The sequence below is a fragment of the Streptomyces sp. NPDC046308 genome (assembly GCF_055588065.1).
In genome coordinates this window covers 1-21046 of record NZ_JBVJFB010000003.1, presented here as the reverse complement: position 1 = coordinate 21046, position 21046 = coordinate 1, and the positions used below count along the sequence as shown (strand labels likewise).

Below are 21046 nucleotides of genomic sequence, written 5' to 3'. Positions count from 1 at the left end.
CCGGAATCTCCCCAATCCACCTCAACAAGCCCTGAATACCCCGGTGCGGGAGGCGCTGAGCGGCTGCCTCACCCTACCCGGCCCGTGCATACCGTCGGTCAAGAGGCATAGTAGGTGCCCGGTCCGACAAACGAGGCCCGGGGACCGTACTCACCGGCCGGGCCCTGCGGGGGAGAAACAGGCGGTCATGGCATCACGACGTGATGAGCTCAACGCGTACACCTTTGCGAAGCGGCGCACGGTGGCCGCGTTCCTCCAGCCGTCCGCCACGGGCACCGAGGAGGGCGCGCCGCGCCCGCTGCGCGCGGTCCTGCCGGGCCTGGTCGTCGGGGCGCTCGTGCTCGCCACGTTCGGCGCCTGGGGCATGTTCAAGCCGACGGCGCCCAAGGGCTGGGCGGAGCCCGGGACGAAGGTCATCGTCGGCAAGGACTCGACGACCCGGTACGTGGTCCTGACCACGAAGGTGGGCGGCAAGGACCAGACCCGACTGCACCCGGTGCTGAACCTCGCCTCCGCCCGACTCCTGCTGGACCCGCAGAAGTTCAAGGTGATCCAGGTCGAGGACAAGGTGCTCGACGCGGGCAAGCCGCCGCGCGGCCCCATCATCGGCATCCAGTACGCCCCGGACCGGCTCCCCTCCAAGGAGGACGCGGGCAAGGCCAAGCGCTGGGCCGTCTGCCAGCAGCCGGGCGGCAACGGCCGCGGCGTGCAGACCGCCACCTTCGTCCTCGCCGACCGCGAGGCGGCCAAGACGGACGACGCGCGCAGGCTCACCGAGACCCAGTCGCTGTACGTGCAGAGCACCGGCCCGGGCAAGGAGCGCTACCTGGTCGACTGGACCGGGACGAAGTACAAGTTCCCGGAGGGCACGCCCGCCGCCGGGACGATGACCAACGCGCTGGTCGGCACCGGCGCCACCCCGCAGCAGGTCACCCCGGAATGGCTGGGGACCCTCAACTCCGGCGACGACCTGACCTTCCCGGCGCTCCCCGGCAAGGCCGGCGCCAACGCCGACGTCAAGGGCCTGGTCACCGCCGACAACAAGGTCGGCATGGTGCTCAAGGCGCAGACCGGCGCCGGCGCGCAGCACTACGTGGTGCTCCCCGGGAAGGTGGCACCGGTCTCCGACTTCGTCGCCTGGCTGCTGATCTCGGCGCCCGCGACCGACGGCCTCAACATGCACGGCAAGCCCCGCGAGGTCGACCTCCAGTCGCTCAGCCCGGACGCCGCCCCCTTCGCCGGGGAGGTCAAGTGGCCGCAGGAGAAGTCCGACCGCGTCAACCAGACGGCGCCGGCCGCCGGCGCCCAGACGGGCGGCGGCTCCCACAACCGGGACACCGTCTGCAACGTCCTGCGCTCCGTCGACGGCCAGGGCAACCAGACCCTGAGCACCTGGGCGGGCTCGGGCTTCCCGATCGACATCACCGCCAGCGGCACCAGCGCGTACGTCACCCCGGGCTCCGGACTGCTCTACACGCAGGTCCAGGGCAAGCAGACCACGGCGGGCGGCTCGCTCTTCCTGGTCACCGACACCGGTCTGCGGTACGCCGTCCAGGCCAACGGCGACAGCGACGCCGAGAAGTCGAAGATCGGCGCGCCCGACCCGCAGGCGAAGGGGGGCACCACCGACGGCCGCCCCGAGGCCAGCCAGGCACAGGTCCGGCTCGGCTACGGAAGCATCACTCCGGCCATGGTGCCCATCGCCTGGTCGGAGTTCCTCTCCAAGGGCCCGCGCCTGGACACCAACTCCGCCCGTCAGCCGCAGGGTTCGTGAGGAAGCCGCCGATGTCCCAGCCCCAGGCGCCCCGGAGCGCGCTCCTCGCCACCGCCTTCGCCCTCGCCCTGGTCTGCGGCGGCGCGGGCGCGGCCGCCGCGGCCGAGCCGCCCGCGCCACGGCCCCCGTACGCCCTGCGCCCGGACGGGGCGGGGGAGTGCACCTTCCCCATGAAGAAGCAGATCGCGGACCGCCCCTGGGCCCTGCAGCGGCTGCTGCTCGACGAGCTCTGGGCGCAGACCAAGGGCAAGGCCAAGAACGGCGCCAGTGTCCGCGTCGCCGTCATCGACACCGGCGTGGACCGGGCGAACCCGCAGCTCAGCGGCGCCCTCGACACCGGCGCCGGCAAGGACTTCGTCGACCCCAAGGGCGGCGACGGCACGACCGACACGGTCGGCCACGGCACGAAGGTCGCCGGGCTGATCGCGGCTCGCCCACAGGAGGGCACCGGCTTCGTCGGCCTGGCCCCGGACGCCACGATCATCCCGATCCGGCAGAACGACGGGCAGGGCAAGGGCAACGCCCTGTCGCTGAGCCAGGCCATCGACCACGCGGTCGCCAAGGGCGCCCAAGTGATCAACATCTCCCAGGACACCGACGCACAGCTGTCCCCGGACTCCGAGCTCGGCAAGTCGGTCCAGAGGGCCATCGCCGCGAACGTCGTGGTGGTGGCCTCGGCCGGCAACGACGGCATGACCGGCGAGAAGCGCAAGACCTATCCGGCGGCCTTCCCCGGAGTGCTCGCCGTCGCCGCCTCGGACCGCAACAACGAGCGCGCCCCGTTCTCCCAGCCCGGCGACTTCATCGGGGTGGCGGCGCCCGGCGTCGACATGGTGTCCACCGTCCCGGGCTTCGGCCAGTGCATCGACAACGGCACCAGCTTCTCCGCCCCCTACGTCGCCGGGGTTGCCGCCCTGCTGCGCGCCGAGCACGCGGACTGGACCGCGGAGCAGATCGTCTGGCAGATCCAGAACACCGCCGAGCGCTCGGTCAACGGCCATGACGACTACGTCGGTTGGGGCGTCGTCGACCCCGTGCGCGCGCTCAGCCAGGACCAGGAGGTCCCCAAGGCGCCCGTCCCGGACCCCGGACCGCCCCCGGCGGCGGCCCCCGAGGCGGCGGCGCTCCAGCTCACCGAGACGGCCCAGGAGCGTGCGGAGCGGTTGGGCACGTACGCTCTCGGCATCGGCGCCGTCCTCATCGCCGTCATCGCGGGTACCGCGACGGTCATCCGGGACGCACGCGCCCGCCGACGCCGTTTGCAGTGAACGGTCACAGTTCATCAACGGAAGCGGCCTACCGGTGTTGGGGCTGGGCGCCGAACTGGCTAGAGTGACACCAGGCTTCACGAGTGTGATCGGGGGATCGCGTGGAGCGGAGGGGGAAGGCCCGAGGCGCGTGGCTCAAGGACCGCGCCGGGTCCGGATCCGCTCCGCCGCGCAATCCGCCGGTTCTGCCGGCGAATTGAGAAGTGAGGAGCTTCGATGAGCACGAACACCTTCGGACTTGCGGACGATCCGGTCGTCAAGGCGAAGAACAAGATCGAGGAGACGGCCAACGCCGTCACCAGGCAGGCCCGCGAGCTCGCCGACATCCTCGCGACCGTGAGCGCCGGCTGGACGGGTGTGGGTGCCTCCGGGTTCATCTCCGCGCAGACCACGGTCAACGACGACCACGACGAGATCCGCCGTCTGCTCGGCGTTCTGCACAACGCGGTGGCGCAGACCAAGAACCTCAGCAACGCACAGGACGACGAGGTGCGCGCCGCGTTCAAGGCTGTCCAGTCGAGCGGCGGAGGCAACAACTCCGGCCTCAACAGCATCTGACAACAGCGTCGTTCACGAGTTACCGCAGCGCAGCGAGAAGGAGAAGAACATGTCGGGCGGCAATGACGGACACACCAAGGTCCGGTATGAGACGGTCCAGCAGATGGCGGACCGCATCCGGGTCGTTTCGACCAACATCGTCACGGACCTGAAGGAGATGGAGACGGCCCTCAAGGTCGTCACCGACACCTGGGACGGTGACGCGCACCAGGAGTACGTCAACCTCCAGGCGAAGTACAAGGCCAAGGCCGACCACATGCAGAAGACGCTGGAGCAGGTCGCCCGCCTCATCGAGCAGGGCAAGGGCGACTACCGCGCCACCGACGTGAAGGCCTCGCGCCTGTTCACCGAGGCCTACTGAGCCCGGTAGCCACGTCCGGCACGGCCGGCACGTCGTCTCCGTACGCGCCGAAGGGGCGCGCCCGCACCGGGCGCGCCCCTTCGGCGCATCGTCGTGGCGGCGGTGCCGTCCCCCTCAGGGGTGGTGCCGGTCGAGGTCGAACTCGCCGTCCCTGGCCCCGAGTACGAACGCCTCCCACTCGGCGGCGGTGTAGCGCAGCACCGTGTCCCGGTCCAGCGAGGACCGCATCGCGACCGCGCCCTCGGGAAGCCGGGCGATCTCGACCCGCTCCTCGTCCGGGCTGGTCCCGGGCGGCCCCTCCCACTCCACACCGCTGATGTCCAGCGCGTACAGCTCGTCCTTCTCCTGCTGGGTGCCCATAGGAGGCCTTTCCCTCGGTGGCGCGGTCTTCACCGCCGATTATCGGGGGTGCGCCGCCGGCCGGGACGGGTTTCCGGCGGATGCCCCGTGCCCGTGCCCGGGCCCGGCGACCGGCGCCTCGGCCGGCCGGCCACCGGGGCCCGGAGACTCACACGCCGCCCGGCATCCGGCCGAGCTGGACCAGCGAGGTCCCCCGCCTGCGCGAGGAGAAGTACGCCCGGCCCGGCGGCATCGGACGCGGCCGCACGTTGCCGACCAGGTCGCCCTCGGACGGGTCCCCGGACAGTACGAGGCCCTGCGCGCCCAGCTCCTTGATCCGCTGCATGAACGGCTCGTACAGCGAGCGCGACGCCCCCGCCGAGTTGCGCGCGATGATGAAGCGGACACCCGTGTCCCGGGCGAAGGGCAGGAACTCCACCAGCGGCGCCAGCGGATTGCCCTGGCTGGTGGAGACCAGGTCGTAGTCGTCGATGACGATGAACACGTCCGGGCCCGTCCACCAGCTGCGGTCGCGCAGCTGCTGCGGGGTGACGTCGGTCGGCGGCTGCCGCCGCGAGAACACCCCGCCCAGCGCCTCCATGTGCATCTGCAGGGAGCTCGCCATCGGCGCGTACTCCAGCAGGTGCTCCTCCGGCAGCGCCCCGAGCAGGCTGCGCCGGTAGTCGCCCACGACCAGGCGCGCCTGGTCCGGCGTGTACCGCTCGGAGATCTGCTTGGCGATGAGCCGCAGCAGGTTCGTCTTGCCCGACTCGCTCTCGCCGAACACGAGGAGGAAGGGGTCGGCCTCGAAGTCGACGAAGACCGGCTCCAGGTCGTTCTCGTCGATGCCGATCGCGATCCCGCGGCCGGGGAACTCCCCGCCCTTGGGCAGCTGGTCCGAGTGGAGCAGCCGCGGCAGCAGCCGCACGCCCGGAGCCGCCTGGCCCGACCAGTTCTGCTTCACCGCCTCCACGAAGGCCGCCGTGGCCTCCGAGAGGTCCCCGGCCTCGTGCGAGCCGTCGATCCGCGGCAGCGCGCCCAGGAAGTGCAGCTTCTCCGCCACCTGGCCGCGGCCCGGCATCCCCGCGGGGACGTTCGCCGCCACCTTCCGGTCGAACTCGGAGTCCATCGTGTCGCCGAGGCGCAGCTCCAGCCGACTGAGCATCTGGTCCTTGAGCGCGGCCCGCACCTCCATGTACCGGGCCGCGGTGATCACGACGTGGATGCCGTAGCCCAGACCGCGGGACGCGATGTCCGTGACGACCTGCTCCAGGCCGTCGTACTCGCCCCGGAAGTTGCCCCAGCCGTCGACGACCAGGAACACGTCGCCCCACGGCTCGTGGGGCAGCTCACCGGCCGCCCGGCGCCGCCGGTAGGTGCCGATCGAGTCGATGTTGTTCGCGCGGAAGAACTCCTCGCGGCGGTTGAGGATGCCCCCGACCTCCGCGACCGTGCGCCGTACCCGCTCCGGGTCCAGACGCGAGGCGATCCCGCCCACGTGCGGCAGCTCGGCCACCGCCGACAGGCTGCCACCACCGAAGTCCAGCCCGTAGAACTGCACTTCGCGCGGAGTGTGGGTGAGCGCGAAGGACGAGATCAGCGTCCGCATCAGCGTCGACTTGCCCGACTGCGGACCGCCGACCACCATCATGTGGCCCGCCGCACCCGAGAAGTCCCGGTACAGCACCTCGCGCCGCTGCTCGAAGGGCTTGTCGATGAGACCGAGCGGCACCACGAGCCCGCCGGGCCGCGTGTACCCGTCCGCGTGCAGCCCGCGCTCCGCGCTTGGCGCCAGCGCCGGCAGCAGCTGGTCCAGCGGCGGGGCCTGGTCGAGCGGCGGCAGCCACACCTGGTGCGCCGGCACCCCCTGGCCCTCCAGCCGGCTCACGATCACGTCGAGCACCGTGTCGGCGAGCGCGTCGTCCTCCCGCGGCGTCTGCGCCGCCAGGTACGCCGGGTCCGGGGCCGCGTACACCACCGGCACCGGAGCCGCCGTGAACAGCGCGGGCCGCCGCTCCACCGGGAACAGCCCCACCGACAGGTCGGGCCCGCCCGAGCGGTAGGTGCCCGACACGTACGCCGCCTTGAAGCGGGTCATCTCGTCCGTACCGAACTTCAGGTAGCCCGAACCGGGCACCGACGGCAGGTGGTAGGCATCCGGCACGCCGATCGCTGTCCGCGACTCCGCCGCCGAGAAGGTCCGCAGACCGATCCGGTACGACAGGTAGGTGTCGAGGCCGCGCAGCTTGCCCTCCTCCAGACGCTGCGAGGCCAGCAGCAGGTGCACACCCAGCGACCGACCGATGCGGCCGATCTGGATGAACATGTCGATGAAGTCCGGCTTCGCCGTCAGCAGCTCGCTGAACTCGTCGATGACCAGCACCAGCGAGGCCAGCGGCTCCAGCGGGGCGCCGGCCGCGCGGGCCTTCTCGTAGTCGTGGATGTTGGCGTAGTTGCCCGCCGAACGCAGCAGCTCCTGACGGCGCTGCAGCTCACCGCGGATCGAGTCGCCCATGCGGTCCACGAGCGTGAGGTCGTCCGCCAGGTTGGTGATGACGGCCGCGACGTGCGGCATCTGGCCCATGCCCGTGAAGGTCGCACCGCCCTTGAAGTCGGCGAGCACGAAGTTCAGCGTCTCCGAGGTGTGCGTGACCGCCAGGCCCAGCACGAGCGTGCGCAGCAGCTCCGACTTGCCGGAACCGGTCGCGCCCACGCACAGACCGTGCGGACCCATGCCCTCCTGCGCGGCCTCCTTCAGGTCCAGCATGACCGGGGAGCCGTCCTCGCCGACACCGATCGGCACGCGCAGCCGCTCACCGGCCGACCTCGGCCGCCACGTCCGCGCCACGTCCACCGCCGCCGCGTCGCCCAGGTTCAGCAGGTCCGTGAAGTCCAGGTTGGCCAGCAGCGGCTCGTCGTCGTCCCCGCCGCCCGTGCGCAGCGGCGCCAACTGCCTCGCCAGGGCCTCCGCCGCGGGCAGCGACAGGGTGTCCGGGACGCCTTCGTACGCGACCCCCGCGCCCGACTCCAGGCGCAGCCGGCCCGGCCGCACCACGACCGACAGCCCGCCGCGCGGCTCGTCCAGCTCGCCCGCCACCACCTCGACGATGGTCACGCCCTGCAGCCCCTCGGCCGCCGCGAAGACCGAGTCCGGCGGCACCAGGCCCCCGTCCAGCACGACCACCAGGTGCGGTTGGTCCAGGACCGGCGACACGTCGCGGCTGAACCGCGGACGGCCCTCCAGCCGGGACCCCAGCAGCCCCTCCAGCTCGGCGAGGTCGTCGCCGAACAGCCGCTTCGTACCGGCCCCGTCGACCTGCCCCGGCAGCTGCGTGTGCGGCAGCCACTTCGTCCAGTCCCACGAGGGCACCGCACCCGGTGCGGCCACCACGGCCACCATCAGGTCCTCGGGGGAGTGCAGCGTCGCCAGCTGCGCGACCATCGCCCGCGCCGTACTGCGCGCGGAGTCCGGCTCCCCCGACACCGTCACGTGGTAGAACGCCCGGATCGACAGCGCCACCGGCAGGCCGTCCAGCGTGGAGTGCACCTTCAGGAAGCGCTGCATCGCACCCGCGGTCAGCGGCTCCAGCTCGTCCACGGGCGCCGTCTCCGGCGCCACCAGCGTGGTCGCCAGCCGCTGCGCGCCCAGCCCGAGCCGGGCCTGCCCGAAGTCCGGGTCGCCGACGCGCCGCTCCCACAGCCGCGAACCCTCCGCGACGACCGACCACAACTGCTCGGGGGCCGGGTGCAGATACAGCTGCGCGTCGCGCTGCGCCCGCGCGGTACGCCGTACCTGACGACGCGTCTGCGCAAGATATTTGAGGTAGTCCCGGCGCACATCGGCCATTTGCCCCTGCGTACCGCGCCGGTGGCGCACCAGCTGGGCGATGACCATGCCGACGGTCGACACGAGCATCAGCACACCCATGATGCGCATGAACGGTGCCGCGCCCGGCATGAAGAAGAAGACGACGGAAGAGCCCATGCCGAGCATCGGCAGGAGCTGCATCAGCATGCCCTCCTGCTGCCCCCGCGGAAGTTCGGGCGGAGCTTCCAGCCTCAGCTCGTCCGAGGGAACCTCGGGCGGCAGGGACCGCGGCGGGCGTTTGACGACGATCTGGCTCACCGGAGCATCAATCCCTCGAAAACGGACGGGACGTCATAACCGGCGCCCCCAAGTCCCGGGCGCGAAGGGGGTTCCCCCACGCGTCGGTGATCCTACTTGCCGACAGTAGGCCAGGCGCCCGGTAGGGTGGCGCGCGCAGTATGCGCATCCGCGAATCGTCCGCCGGTGCGGGCACCAACAAGGGGGGTCACACAGGTGAGTACGGCCGCAACGACGGGCTTCTGCAGGGTCACCGTCGTGGCACCTGACAGCCGGATCGACGTCGCCCTCCCCGAGGACATCGCCGTCGCCGACGTCTATCCCGAGCTGCTGCGCCTCACCGGCCAGACCCAGCCCGTGGGCGCCCCGACGGGGTTCCACCTCGTACGCCGCTCCGGCACCGTCCTCGACGGCGCCCGCACCCTCGCCGCCCAGCAGATCCTCGACGGCGAGGTGCTGAGCCTGCGCCCCTTCGCCGAGTCCCTGCCGCCCGCGGTGTTCGACGACGTCTCCGACGCCGTCGCCTCCGCCGTCGTCCGCGACCGGCACCGCTGGAGCGACGACATGCTGCGCGGCGCGGGCCTGGCCGGCGCCGCCGTGCTGCTCGTCATGCTCGGCTTCGTCCTCTGGTACGCCGACCCGGTCCGCCACGACATGCACGGCCTGCCGGGCATCATCGCCGGCGCCGTCGGCGTCCTGCTCACCGGCGTGGCCGGGGTCCGGGCCCGCGTCTACCGCGACCGCCTCTCCGCCGTGGCCCTCGGCCTCGGCGCCCTCCCGCACCTGCTGATCGCCGGCTCCGGGATCATCGCCCCGGCCGTCGGCGACGGCCCCGGCCGGCTGCAGTTCCTGCTCGGCTGCGTCTGCGTCCTGGTCGCCTCCGTCGCCCTGGTCGCGCTCACCCCCAGTGGCGACGCCCCCTTCGTCGCGGCCACCTTCGTCGCCGCCACCGGAACCCTCGCCACCTTCGTCGCCATCGCCACCGAGGCCTCCGCGACCCACACCGCCGCCGCCTGCGCCCCCGTCGCCATCGGCCTCGTCGCCTTCCTCCCCGGCCTCTCCGCCCGCTTCGCCCGGCTGCCCATCGGCTACGCCGCCCCGCAGAGCGCAGCCGACGAGTACGTCGACCACGCGGTGACCCCGGACCGCTACGAGACCGAGCCGTACGGCGACCAGCCCGGCTCCGACCAGCACGAGCAGGGCGCCCCGCTCGACGCCGAGGCCATCGCCGCCCAGGCCCGCCGCGGCCACGAGATGCTCCTCGGCCTGGTCGGCGGCTGCGCCGCCGTCGCCGTCGGCGCCGCCGCCGTCCTCGGCTTCTCCGAGAACACCTGGGGCCGGCTGCTGGCCCTGGCCACCGGCCTCGCCATGCTGCTGCGCGCCCGCCTCTTCCGTTACACCTCGCAGGTCGTGTGCGCCCTCGTCGCCGGCCTGGCCGCCATCGCCCTGCTGATCCTGGGCATGGCCCTGCACCCGCCGACCGACCTGATCGAGGCCCTGGTCGTCGAGCAGGACAGCAGCGGCCTGGACCTCCGTACGATCTGGCTGACCGCCGCCGTCGCCGCCGGCGCGGCCCTCCTCGCCGGAATCGCGCTTGTCATCCCGCGCAAGGGTCTGTCACCCTTCTGGGGAAGGCTGCTCGACCTCACCGAGGCGGCGGTCCTGCTCAGCCTGGTCCCCCTGACCCTGGCCGTGCTGGACGTTTACTCCCGGGCCCGCGCTCTCACCAGCTGAGACGCCGCGTCCCGGCAGCCTGGTACGCTGTGTGACGGCCGTTTGTGTACGCGTCCCCCGGATACCTCCCAAGGGTCTGTGGACTGCGCTCAGCGGACCCCGCCTCCCGAGTTACGGAAGCTCCCCAGAGATTCAGACCTGGGGCACTCGGTGGCAACGAAGACCTAAAACGAGGAGTACGCGTGCCGCTCGACGCCGCTACGAAGAAGCAGATCATCACCGAGTTCGGTGCCAAGGAGGGCGACACCGGCTCCCCCGAGGTCCAGGTCGCGATGCTCTCCCGCCGCATCTCGGACCTGACCGAGCACCTCAAGACGCACAAGCACGACCACCACTCCCGTCGTGGTCTGCTGATCCTGGTCGGCCAGCGTCGCCGCCTGCTGCAGTACCTGGCCAAGAAGGACATCCAGCGCTTCCGTACGCTGGTCGAGCGCCTCGGCATCCGCCGCGGTGCGGCCGGCGCCAAGTAACGCGCGGTGAAGGGAGCGGTTCCCACATCAGGGGGCCGCTCCCTTTGCTGTACGTGCGCACCGGACCGGACCCTTTGTAGTCTGGGAACGACGCACGTGCGCGTCTGAGGAAGACGCGCACAACTGAAGAGGAGGAGCGCCCTCCCCCGCCGCCGGTCCTCGGTAGTGGCACCCGGAATGCCCCCAGGGGGCAACGAACCGGATGCTTCGATCGAAGACCGGCCCGCACGCCAGGAGCGCTTCTCCGCAACCGTCCACCGCCACACGGGCGGCGGACGGAGACGACGAAAATGGAGAAAACGCTAGTGGAGAACGAGACCCACTACGCCGAGGCCGTCATTGACAACGGTTCCTTCGGCACCCGCACCATCCGCTTCGAGACGGGCCGTCTGGCCCGCCAGGCCGCCGGCTCCGCCGTTGCCTACCTGGACGACGACACGATGGTGCTGTCCGCCACCACCGCGTCGAAGAAGCCCAAGGACCAGCTCGACTTCTTCCCCCTGACGGTGGACGTCGAGGAGCGGCAGTACGCGGCCGGCAAGATCCCCGGCTCCTTCTTCCGCCGTGAGGGCCGCCCCTCCGAGGACGCGATCCTCACCTGCCGCCTGATCGACCGCCCGCTGCGCCCGTCCTTCAAGAAGGGCCTGCGCAACGAGATCCAGGTCGTCGCCACGATCATGGCGCTCAACCCCGACCACCTGTACGACGTCGTCGCGATCAACGCCGCGTCCGCGTCCACGCAGCTGGCCGGCCTGCCCTTCTCCGGCCCGATCGGCGGCGTCCGCGTCGCGCTGATCCGCGGCCAGTGGGTGGCCTTCCCGACGCACACCGAGCTCGAGGACGCCGTCTTCGACATGGTCGTCGCGGGCCGCGTCCTGGAGGACGGCGACGTCGCGATCATGATGGTCGAGGCCGAGGCCACCGAGAAGACCATCGCCCTCGTCAAGGGCGGCGCCCAGGCGCCCACCGAGGAGATCGTCGCCGCGGGTCTCGACGCCGCGAAGCCGTTCATCAAGGTCCTCTGCAAGGCCCAGGCCGACCTGGCCGCCAAGGCCGCGAAGCCCGAGGGCGAGTTCCCGGTCTTCCTGGACTACCAGGACGACGTGTACGAGGCCCTCGCGGCCGCCGTCAAGGGCGAGCTCTCCCAGGCGCTGACCATCGCGGGCAAGCAGGACCGCGAGGCCGAGCTGGACCGCGTCAAGGAGCTCGCCGCCGACAAGCTCCTCCCGGCCTTCGAGGGCCGCGAGAAGGAGATCTCCGCCGCCTACCGCAGCCTGACCAAGGCCCTGGTGCGCGAGCGCGTCATCAAGGACAAGGTCCGCATCGACGGCCGCGGGATCACGGACATCCGTACCCTCGCCGCCGAGGTCGAGGCCATCCCGCGCGTGCACGGCTCGGCGCTGTTCGAGCGTGGCGAGACCCAGATTCTGGGCGTCACCACCCTCAACATGCTCCGCATGGAGCAGCAGCTGGACACCCTCTCCCCGGTGACCCGCAAGCGCTACATGCACAACTACAACTTCCCGCCGTACTCCGTCGGTGAGACCGGCCGTGTCGGTTCGCCGAAGCGCCGCGAGATCGGCCACGGCGCGCTCGCCGAGCGCGCGATCGTGCCGGTCCTCCCGACCCGCGAGGAGTTCCCGTACGCGATCCGTCAGGTGTCCGAGGCCCTCGGCTCCAACGGTTCGACGTCCATGGGCTCGGTCTGCGCCTCCACCATGTCGCTGCTGAACGCCGGTGTGCCCCTCAAGGCCCCCGTCGCCGGTATCGCCATGGGCCTGATCTCCCAGGAGATCGACGGCAAGACCCACTACGTCGCCCTCACCGACATCCTCGGTGCGGAGGACGCCTTCGGCGACATGGACTTCAAGGTCGCCGGCACCAAGGAGTTCGTCACCGCGCTCCAGCTGGACACCAAGCTCGACGGCATCCCGGCCTCGGTCCTGGCCGCCGCCCTCAAGCAGGCCCGCGACGCCCGCCTCCACATCCTCGACGTGATGATGGAAGCGATCGACACGCCGGACGCCATGTCCCCGTTCGCGCCGCGGATCATCACCGTCAAGATCCCGGTGGACAAGATCGGTGAGGTCATCGGCCCCAAGGGCAAGATGATCAACCAGATCCAGGAGGACACCGGCGCCGAGATCACGATCGAGGACGACGGCACCATCTACATCGGTGCCTCCGACGGCCCGGCCGCCGAGGCCGCCCGCGCCACGATCAACTCGATCGCCAACCCGACCATGCCGGAGGTCGGCGAGCGCTACCTGGGTACGGTCGTCAAGACCACCACCTTCGGTGCCTTCGTCTCCCTGCTCCCGGGCAAGGACGGCCTGCTGCACATCTCGCAGATCCGCAAGCTCGCCGGTGGCAAGCGCGTGGAGAACGTCGAGGACGTGCTCGCGGTCGGCTCCAAGGTCCAGGTGGAGATCGCCGAGATCGACCAGCGCGGCAAGCTCTCCCTGATCCCCGTGATCGACGGCGAATCCGCAGGTGACGCCGACAATGACGCTGACAAGGACGACTCCGACAAGTGACGTCGCGTAGTTCCCGTGTGACGGCCCGCCCCTCTTCGGAGGGGCGGGCCGTCGCCCGTACCCAAACCCTCCTCAAGGGCCAGAACGGCATCGGCACCGTCCGGCGCACGGTCCTGCCCGGCGGACTGCGCGTCGTCACCGAGACGCTGCCCTCCGTCCGGTCCGCCACCTTCGGCATCTGGGCGCACGTCGGCTCCCGTGACGAGACGCCCACGCTGAACGGCGCCACGCACTACCTGGAGCACCTCCTCTTCAAGGGCACCGCCAAGCGCACCGCCCTCGACATCTCCTCCGCGATCGACGCGGTCGGCGGCGAGATGAACGCCTTCACGGCGAAGGAGTACACCTGCTACTACGCCCGGGTGCTCGACACCGACCTGCCGCTCGCCATCGACGTGGTGTGCGACATGCTCACCGGCTCGCTGATCCGCGAGGAGGACGTCGACGCCGAGCGCGGCGTCATCCTCGAAGAGATCGCGATGACCGAGGACGACCCGGGCGACGTGGTCCACGACCTGTTCGCGCAGACCATGTACGGGGACACCCCCCTGGGCCGCCCCGTCCTCGGCACCGTCGACACGATCAACGCCCTGGGCGCCGACCGGATCCGCCGCTTCTACAAGAAGCACTACGACCCGACCCACCTCGTCGTGGCCGCCGCCGGCAACGTCGACCACAACAAGGTCGTACGCCAGGTCCGCGCGGCCTTCGAGAAGGCCGGCGCCCTCGGCCGCACCGACGCCCAGCCGATCGGCCCGCGCAGCGGCGCCAAGCGCCTGCGCACCGCCGGCCGCGTCGAGCTGGTGAACCGCAAGACCGAGCAGGCCCACGTGGTCCTCGGCATGCCGGGCATCGCCCGCACCGACGAGCGCCGCTGGGCGCTCGGCGTGCTGAACACCGCCCTCGGCGGCGGCATGTCCTCCCGGCTCTTCCAGGAGGTCCGGGAGAAGCGCGGCCTCGCCTACAGCGTGTACTCGTACACCTCGGCCTTCGCCGACACCGGACTCTTCGGCGTGTACGCGGGCTGCCGGCCCAACCAGGTCCACGACGTGCTCCGCATCTGCCGCGACGAGCTCGACAAGGTCGCGACCGACGGGCTCGGCGACGACGAGATCAGGCGGGCCATCGGCCAGCTGTCCGGCTCCACCGTCCTCGGCCTGGAGGACACCGGCGCCATGATGAACCGGATCGGCAAGAGCGAGCTGTGCTGGGGCGACCAGATGTCGGTCGACGACATGCTGGCCCGGATCGCCGCGGTGACCCCGGACGACGTCCGCTCGGTCGCACAGGATGTACTGGCCCAGCGCCCCTCGCTCGCGGTGATCGGTCCGCTGAAGGAGAAGCAGGCCGCCCGTCTCGACGAAGCGGTCGCCTAGTTCCGTACGTGAGTAAGGAAGCAACATGAGCAAGCTGCGCGTGGCAGTCCTCGGCGCCAAGGGCCGCATCGGCGCCGAGGCGGTCAAGGCGGTCGAGGCCGCCGACGACATGGAGCTGGTGGCCGCCCTCGGCCGCGGCGACAAGCTGGAGACGCTGGCCGAGGCCGGCGCCCAGGTCGCGGTCGAGCTGACCACCCCGGCGTCGGTGATGGGGAACCTGGACTTCCTCATCCGCCACGGCATCCACGGAGTGGTCGGCACCACCGGCTGGACCGAGGACCGCCTCGCCCAGCTGAACACCTGGCTCGCCGGCTCCCCGGAGACCGGTGTGCTCATCGCCCCGAACTTCTCCATCGGCGCCGTCCTCACCATGAAGTTCGCCGCCCAGGCCGCCCGCTACTTCGAGTCCGTCGAGGTCGTCGAGCTGCACCACCCCAACAAGGTCGACGCCCCCTCCGGTACGGCGACCCGCACGGCGCAGCTCATCGCGGCGGCCCGCGCCGAGGCCGGCCTCGGCGCGCAGCCCGACGCCACCGCCACGGCCCTCGACGGGGCCCGCGGCGCGGACGTCGACGGCGTCCCGGTGCACGCCGTCCGCCTGCGCGGACTGCTGGCCCACCAGGAGGTGCTCCTCGGCGGTGAGGGCGAGACCCTGACCATCCGTCACGACTCCCTGCACCACAGCAGCTTCATGCCGGGCATCCTGCTCGGCGCGCGCCGCGTGACGCAGACCCCGGGCCTCACCTTCGGCCTGGAACACTTCCTCGACCTGGGCTGAGTTCACGATGCGCGCGAAGATCACGTACTTCCTCACGGCCGCCGTCCTGGTCGTCTACTTCGTCCTGGTCGGCAGCCGGGGCCTGATGCTGATCGGGCACGGCACCTGGCTCACCGTCACCTTCGGTGTGGCCGTGCTGATCCTGCCCGTCATCGGTGTCTGGTTCCTCTGGAAGAACACGCAGTTCGTCACCCGGGCCAACCAGCTCGCCGGCGAGCTGGAGGCCGAGGGCGGACTGCCCGTCGACGAGCTGGAGCGGGACACGTACGGGCGGATCCTGCGGGATTCCGCCGACGAGGTCTTCGCGCGCCGCAAGGCCGAGACCGAGGACGCGCCGGGGGACTGGCGCAGCTGGTTCCGGCTCGCCGTCGCCTACCACGACGCCCGGGACACCCCGCGGGCGCGCAAGGCCATGCAGCGGGCGATCGCCCTGCACGACAAGAAGCCCGTACAGGTCTGACACCTGTACGGGCTTCCCGGGCGCGCGCCGCGGCGGATCAGGCGGCCACGGGCCGGTACTCGTCGGCCCAGGCACCCACCGTGTCGACCGCCCGGTCGAAGGCCTCGGCCCGCGACAGGAAGTCGGCGTTGTGGTCGGTGAGCAGCACCGGCACCGCGAACTGCGCTCCGCCGTGCCCGGACATCGTCAGCGCCTGCCCCTGCACGGTCCTCGGCAGTCCGAGCCAGCGAACCGGCTGCTGCACCGTACGGAGCTCGGCGATCTCGCTCCACTTGACCGTGCGGGTCACGAGGAACCCCACCCGGCGCAGCCCCGCACGGCTCACCCACACGCCCACGCGCAGCGTCTGCACCGCCGATGCGACGACCACGAGGGCGGCCGCCAGGCACACACCGGCTCCGCCCCACGCACCCGCGAACGCGATGATCATCGTGGCGAGCAGCATGAAGGCGGACAGCAGGAGCAGCAGCGCGGAGATGGCCACGCGCCAGGGGCCTGGCCGGTAGGGCCGGCGCCAGCGGTCGTGGTCGGCATGGGCCAGGACCTCGTCGCCGTCGTCATCCGCATCGGATACGCCGTCGGCCGTCAGGAAGGGCAGGGGCACGGCTGGACCTCACTCACATGCACGTTCGGTTGGGCTGTGCCCGTGAGGCTACCGCCCCTGGGACGCCTCCGACTGCTGCGACTTCTCCGGTGCCTTGCTCGGCTGCAGTGCGGGCATACCGAAGAGCAGTGAGCCGGCGAGCCCCGCAACCACGGTCAGTCCGACCAGACTACGGGCGGCCATCTGGGTCCGGCTCAGACGCTCGCGCGGCGGCGGAGTGACGTTGCTTCGGAAACGGTCGGCCTCGGAGACGAAAGCGAACGGGACGGCTTCACGCCGGAGGAACATCAGAGCGAATCTCCTCGGGATGGAAGGGGTGTGCGGTCTCCTGGTAGGACGAACGAGCCGGCCAATCGGTGCCGGATTTCGGGACATTCACCAGATTTCATGGCTGTGCGTCAGCTGTGGGGGGTCCCCCGTGCGCGTGCGTGTGCGCGAGGACCCGCGGGGGGCGCCGTAGAGTGGGCGCGCCCCAGGAACGCACGTTTGGAAGGACCCCCCGGTGAGCGAGACCGCCGCTTCAGATCTGAAACCCAGCTTCCGCAGTGACGTGACGGTGGAGCTGGTGAAGCACTCCGCCGCCGACTCGGACGTGCTGTGGGCCGCGCGCGTCTCCACCGCCGGCGAGCAGTCCCTGGAGGAGCTGCAGAAGGACCCGGAGCGCTCCAAGGGCCTGATCAACTACCTGATGCGGGACCGCCACGGCAGCCCCTTCGAGCACAACTCGATGACCTTCTTCATCAGCGCCCCGATCTTCGTCTTCCGCGAGTTCATGCGCCACCGCGTGGGCTGGTCGTACAACGAGGAATCGGGCCGCTACCGGGAGCTCGAGCCGGTCTTCTACGTCCCGGACGCGGAGCGCAAGCTGGTCCAGGAGGGCCGCCCGGGCAAGTACGTCTTCGTCGAGGGCACCCGGGCGCAGCAGGAGCTGACCGGCCGCGTCATGGAGGACTCCTACGTGCGGGCCTACGAGGCCTACCAGGAGATGCTCGCCGCGGGCGTGGCCCGGGAGGTTGCCCGTTCGGTCCTGCCGGTGGGTCTTTTCTCCTCGATGTACGCCACCTGCAACGCGCGCTCGCTCATGCACTTCCTCGGCCTGCGCACGCAGCACGAGCTCGCGACCGTGCCGTCCTTCCCGCAGCGGGAGATCGAGATGGTCGGCGAGAAGATGGAGCAGCACTGGGCGAAGCTCATGCCCCTCACGTACGCGGCCTACAACGGCAACGGGCGCGTTGCCCCGTAAGGCCTGTTGCTCCTGCGGCGTACAGATGTGCTGCGTCAAGTCCTAAGTGTCCGTATTGCGACGTTTCGTAAACTTCATCTAGGCTGATCAAACGGACCCGGCACTGCTTGAACCCCCGAGCAGGCAGTGCCGGCGTCCAACACCTCCGCCCGGCCGCCGCCGGGCGGCACACCCCGTTGACGTCCCCCGAGGGGACACCGCGAGCATGGCAGCGAGTAGCGTGTTACCCATGGCTCCGATCTCGACTCCGCAGACCCCCTTCGGGCGGGTCCTCACCGCCATGATCACGCCGTTCACGGCGGATGGCGCACTCGACCTCGACGGCGCGCAGCAGCTCGCCGTCCACCTGGTGGACGCAGGCAACGACGGCCTGATCATCAACGGCACCACCGGTGAGTCGCCGACCACCACCGACGCGGAGAAAAACGACCTCGTACGAGCCGTCCTCGAAGCCGTCGGAGACCGCGCCCACGTGGTCGCCGGCATCGGTACCAACGACACCCGCCACACCCTGGAACTGGCCCGTCAGGCCGAGCGCACCGGCGCCCACGGCCTGCTCGCCGTCACCCCGTACTACAGCAAGCCGCCGCAGGAGGGCCTCTACCGGCACTTCACGGCCATCGCCGACGCCACCGAGCTGCCGGTCATGCTCTACGACATCCCCGGCCGCAGTGGTGTCCCGATCGAGACGGAAACTCTCGTACGGCTGGCCGAGCACCCCCGTATCGTTGCCAACAAGGACGCCAAGGGCGACCTCGGCCGCGCCGGCTGGGCCATCGCCCGGAGCGGCCTGGCCTGGTACTCGGGCGACGACATGCTGAACCTGCCGCTCCTGTCGGTCGGCGCGGTCGGCTTCGTCTCGGTGGTCGGCCACGTGGTCACCCCCGAGCTGCGCGCCATGCTGGAGGCCCACCTGGGCGGAGACGTCCAGAAGGCCGCCGAGATCCACCAGAAGCTGCTCCCCGTCTTCACCGGCATGTTCCGCACCCAGGGCGTGATGACGACCAAGGGCGCGCTGAACCTGCAGGGCCTGCCCGCGGGCCCGCTCCGGCTCCCGCTGATCGAACTGACCGCCGAAGAGACTGCGCAGCTCAAGATCGATCTTGCCGCCGGCGGGGTACAGCTCTGACAACAGACTTCACAACTGAACAAGCAAGACGAACAAATCAGAACAGAACAGACAACAGCAAGTGCACGAATGACATGCGCGCCACGTGCCTTCCGGGTACGTGGCGTGCGTGGTGAGGAGACACTTTTGAGCCATCCGCATCCGGAACTCGGTCCGCCGCCGAAGCTGCCCAAGGGCGGCCTGAGAGTCACCCCCCTGGGTGGTCTCGGCGAGATCGGCCGCAACATGACCGTCTTCGAGTTCGACGGTCGCCTGCTGATCGTCGACTGCGGCGTCCTCTTCCCCGAAGAGGAGCAGCCGGGCATCGACCTGATCCTGCCGGACTTCTCGTCCATCAGGGACCGCCTCGACGACATCGAGGGCATCGTCCTCACGCACGGTCACGAGGACCACATCGGCGCCGTCCCCTACCTCCTCCGGGAGAAGCCGGACATCCCGCTGATCGGCTCCAAGCTGACGCTGGCCCTCATCGAGGCGAAGCTCCAGGAGCACCGCATCCGCCCCTACACCCTCGAGGTGAAGGAAGGCGAGCGCGAGGCCCTCGGCCCCTTCGACTGCGAGTTCATCGCGGTCAACCACTCCATCCCCGACGCCCTGGCCGTCGCGATCCGGACCCCCGCGGGCCTGGTCGTCGCCACCGGCGACTTCAAGATGGACCAGCTCCCGCTGGACAAGCGCCTCACCGACCTGCACGCCTTCGCGCGCCTGAGCGAAGAGGGCATCGACCTCCTCCTCTCGGACTCGACGAACGCCGAGGTCCCGGGCTTCGTCCCGCCCGAGCGCGAGATCTCCAACGTCCTGCGCACGGTCTTCGCGAACGCCCACAACCGGATCATCGTGGCCAGCTTCGCCAGCCACGTGCACCGCATCCAGCAGATCCTCGACGCCGCCCACGAGTACGGCCGCCGGGTCGCCTTCGTCGGCCGCTCGATGGTCCGCAACATGGGCATCGCCCGCGACCTCGGCTACCTGAGGGTCCCGGCCGGTCTCGTCGTGGACGTCAAGACCCTCGACGACCTGCCGGCCCACGAGGTCGTCCTGGTCTGCACGGGTTCCCAGGGCGAACCGATGGCGGCCCTGTCCCGCATGGCCAACCGCGACCACCAGATCCGGATCGTCCCCGGCGACACCGTGATCCTGGCGTCGTCCCTGATCCCGGGCAACGAGAACGCGGTCTACCGCGTGATCAACGGCCTGACCCGCTGGGGCGCCAACGTCGTGCACAAGGGCAACGCCAAGGTGCACGTCTCGGGCCACGCCTCGGCCGGCGAGCTGCTGTACTTCTACAACATCTGCAAGCCGCGGAACCTGATGCCGGTCCACGGCGAATGGCGCCACCTGCGCGCCAACGCCGAGCTCGGTGCCATGACGGGCGTCCCGAAGGACCGCATCGTCATCGCCGAGGACGGCGTGGTCGTCGACCTGATCGACGGCAAGGCCCGGATCTCCGGCAAGGTCCAGGCCGGCTACGTCTACGTGGACGGCCTCTCGGTCGGCGACGTCACGGAAGTCCACCTCAAGGACCGCAAGATCCTCGGTGACGAGGGCATCATCTCGGTCTACGTCGTGGTCGACAGCAGCACCGGCAAGGTCGTCAGCGGCCCGAACATCCAGGCCCGCGGCTCCGGCATCGACGACTCGGCCTTCGGGACGGTCATCCCGAAGATCGAGGAGGCCATCGCCCGCGCCGCGGCCGACGGCGTCGCCGAGCCGCACCAGATCCAGCAGCTGATCCGCCGGACGACGGGCAAGTGGGTCTCGGACGGCTACCGCCGCCGCCCGATGATCCTCCCGGTCGTCGTCGAGGTCTGAGCCTCGCCGTAACGCCGGATGGGGAGCGGGGCAACCGGATTTGCATCCGGGGGCCCCGCTCCAGTACGTTTACGTCTCCACCTCGCGCTACCCCCGGGCACACACGTGTGTCCGGACGGTTCGCGCGAGCGGGTGTGAATCCGGACCAGGGAGACCTGATAAAGTCCGATCCGCCCGAAAGGGAAAGCCTCTCCGAAGGCCATCGGAATTCGAATCCAGCCGGAAACGGCCCGGAAAGAATCTGATAGAGTCGGAATCGCCGGAAAGGGAAAGCGCGAAAGCAGCTGGAACTGGAAAGCACCGAGGAAGTCGGGCCCGAAAGAGTCTGATAGAGTCGGAAACGCAAGAACACAGCAAGAACACAGAACGAAAGCCCGGAGGAAAGCCCGCGAGGGTGAGTACAAAGGAAGCGTCCGTTCCTTGAGAACTCAACAGCGTGCCAAAAATCAACGCCAGAAGTTGATACCCCGTCCACTTCGGTGGATGAGGTTCCTTTGA

17 protein-coding genes are annotated in these 21046 nt (G+C 70.4%); 13 read left to right on the top strand and 4 right to left on the bottom strand.

The window, feature by feature from the left end; all coding sequences use genetic code 11:
• The first annotated feature begins 187 nt into the window (after positions 1-187).
• The 4 genes from eccB (at position 188) to ACZ6JT_RS13945 (ending at position 3961) form a co-directional block, all read left to right on the top strand.
• On the top strand, positions 188-1774 hold the full coding sequence (gene eccB, locus ACZ6JT_RS13960; RefSeq protein ID WP_469209705.1) for a type VII secretion protein EccB: 1587 nt from the start codon (positions 188-190) through the stop codon (positions 1772-1774).
• 11 nt (positions 1775-1785) lie between these two features.
• Complete coding sequence (mycP, locus tag ACZ6JT_RS13955; RefSeq protein WP_469209703.1) at positions 1786-3042, top strand: type VII secretion-associated serine protease mycosin; 1257 nt, start codon at positions 1786-1788, stop codon at positions 3040-3042.
• Between the two features lie 216 nt (positions 3043-3258).
• A complete protein-coding gene (locus tag ACZ6JT_RS13950) occupies positions 3259-3600 on the top strand; it encodes a hypothetical protein (protein WP_388825156.1) in 342 nt (113 codons plus the stop codon).
• A 49-nt stretch (positions 3601-3649) separates the two neighbouring features.
• A complete protein-coding gene (locus tag ACZ6JT_RS13945; protein WP_469209701.1) occupies positions 3650-3961 on the top strand; it encodes a WXG100 family type VII secretion target in 312 nt (103 codons plus the stop codon).
• Positions 3962-4075: 114 nt separating this feature from the next.
• Here ACZ6JT_RS13945 and ACZ6JT_RS13940 read toward each other — a convergent pair whose 3' ends face one another.
• Together ACZ6JT_RS13940 and eccCa are read right to left on the bottom strand one after the other, a co-directional pair.
• A complete protein-coding gene (locus tag ACZ6JT_RS13940; protein WP_376659548.1) occupies positions 4076-4321 on the bottom strand; it encodes a DUF397 domain-containing protein in 246 nt (81 codons plus the stop codon).
• Between the two features lie 148 nt (positions 4322-4469).
• Positions 4470-8426, bottom strand: coding sequence for a type VII secretion protein EccCa (eccCa, locus tag ACZ6JT_RS13935; protein WP_469209699.1), 3957 nt, complete (start codon positions 8424-8426; stop codon positions 4470-4472).
• Positions 8427-8621: 195 nt separating this feature from the next.
• Here eccCa and eccD point away from each other — a divergent pair, with 195 nt between their 5' ends.
• The 6 genes from eccD to ACZ6JT_RS13905 all read left to right on the top strand — a co-directional run bounded on the left by eccD (position 8622) and on the right by ACZ6JT_RS13905 (position 15760).
• Complete coding sequence (gene eccD / locus ACZ6JT_RS13930; RefSeq protein ID WP_469209697.1) at positions 8622-10139, top strand: type VII secretion integral membrane protein EccD; 1518 nt, start codon at positions 8622-8624, stop codon at positions 10137-10139.
• 182 nt (positions 10140-10321) lie between these two features.
• Positions 10322-10609, top strand: a complete 288-nt coding sequence (rpsO, locus tag ACZ6JT_RS13925; protein ID WP_030011220.1) for a 30S ribosomal protein S15 — start codon at positions 10322-10324, stop codon at positions 10607-10609.
• A 305-nt stretch (positions 10610-10914) separates the two neighbouring features.
• Positions 10915-13146 (top strand): polyribonucleotide nucleotidyltransferase, encoded by a 2232-nt coding sequence (locus tag ACZ6JT_RS13920; RefSeq protein ID WP_469210688.1) that lies wholly within the window; start codon positions 10915-10917, stop codon positions 13144-13146.
• Positions 13143-14522 (top strand): M16 family metallopeptidase, encoded by a 1380-nt coding sequence (locus tag ACZ6JT_RS13915; RefSeq protein ID WP_469209695.1) that lies wholly within the window; start codon positions 13143-13145, stop codon positions 14520-14522. Before ACZ6JT_RS13920 ends, ACZ6JT_RS13915 begins: the two co-directional genes overlap by 4 nt.
• A gap of 25 nt (positions 14523-14547) precedes the next feature.
• Positions 14548-15300, top strand: a complete 753-nt coding sequence (gene dapB / locus ACZ6JT_RS13910; RefSeq protein ID WP_361766140.1) for a 4-hydroxy-tetrahydrodipicolinate reductase — start codon at positions 14548-14550, stop codon at positions 15298-15300.
• A gap of 7 nt (positions 15301-15307) precedes the next feature.
• The gene (locus ACZ6JT_RS13905) at positions 15308-15760 is read left to right on the top strand and encodes a hypothetical protein (protein ID WP_469209694.1); all 453 of its coding nucleotides are present in this window, start codon (positions 15308-15310) and stop codon (positions 15758-15760) included.
• Between the two features lie 37 nt (positions 15761-15797).
• Here the strand turns inward: ACZ6JT_RS13905 and ACZ6JT_RS13900 are convergent, their stop codons facing one another.
• Both ACZ6JT_RS13900 and ACZ6JT_RS13895 read right to left on the bottom strand, forming a co-directional pair.
• Entirely contained in the window at positions 15798-16364 is a 567-nt protein-coding gene (locus ACZ6JT_RS13900; protein WP_469209692.1) for a hypothetical protein, read from the bottom strand.
• A 48-nt stretch (positions 16365-16412) separates the two neighbouring features.
• A complete protein-coding gene (locus tag ACZ6JT_RS13895) occupies positions 16413-16652 on the bottom strand; it encodes a hypothetical protein (RefSeq protein ID WP_365469469.1) in 240 nt (79 codons plus the stop codon).
• 214 nt (positions 16653-16866) lie between these two features.
• Here ACZ6JT_RS13895 and thyX point away from each other — a divergent pair, with 214 nt between their 5' ends.
• From thyX to ACZ6JT_RS13880, 3 genes are all read left to right on the top strand, one after another.
• On the top strand, positions 16867-17607 hold the full coding sequence (gene thyX, locus ACZ6JT_RS13890) for an FAD-dependent thymidylate synthase (protein WP_376620410.1): 741 nt from the start codon (positions 16867-16869) through the stop codon (positions 17605-17607).
• Positions 17608-17836: 229 nt separating this feature from the next.
• Positions 17837-18736, top strand: coding sequence for a 4-hydroxy-tetrahydrodipicolinate synthase (dapA, locus tag ACZ6JT_RS13885; RefSeq protein WP_469209690.1), 900 nt, complete (start codon positions 17837-17839; stop codon positions 18734-18736).
• A gap of 126 nt (positions 18737-18862) precedes the next feature.
• Entirely contained in the window at positions 18863-20548 is a 1686-nt protein-coding gene (locus ACZ6JT_RS13880; protein ID WP_469209688.1) for a ribonuclease J, read from the top strand.
• The last annotated feature ends 498 nt before the right edge of the window (positions 20549-21046 follow it).

Coding starts and splice junctions, on each gene's coding strand:
- eccB (WP_469209705.1), top strand. CDS start 188: ATGGCATCACGACGTGATGAGCTCAACGCGTACACCTTTGCGAAGCGG.
- mycP (WP_469209703.1), top strand. CDS start 1,786: ATGTCCCAGCCCCAGGCGCCCCGGAGCGCGCTCCTCGCCACCGCCTTC.
- ACZ6JT_RS13950 (WP_388825156.1), top strand. CDS start 3,259: ATGAGCACGAACACCTTCGGACTTGCGGACGATCCGGTCGTCAAGGCG.
- ACZ6JT_RS13945 (WP_469209701.1), top strand. CDS start 3,650: ATGTCGGGCGGCAATGACGGACACACCAAGGTCCGGTATGAGACGGTC.
- ACZ6JT_RS13940 (WP_376659548.1), bottom strand. CDS start 4,321: ATGGGCACCCAGCAGGAGAAGGACGAGCTGTACGCGCTGGACATCAGC.
- dapB (WP_361766140.1), top strand. CDS start 14,548: ATGAGCAAGCTGCGCGTGGCAGTCCTCGGCGCCAAGGGCCGCATCGGC.
- ACZ6JT_RS13905 (WP_469209694.1), top strand. CDS start 15,308: ATGCGCGCGAAGATCACGTACTTCCTCACGGCCGCCGTCCTGGTCGTC.
- ACZ6JT_RS13895 (WP_365469469.1), bottom strand. CDS start 16,652: ATGTTCCTCCGGCGTGAAGCCGTCCCGTTCGCTTTCGTCTCCGAGGCC.
- dapA (WP_469209690.1), top strand. CDS start 17,837: ATGGCTCCGATCTCGACTCCGCAGACCCCCTTCGGGCGGGTCCTCACC.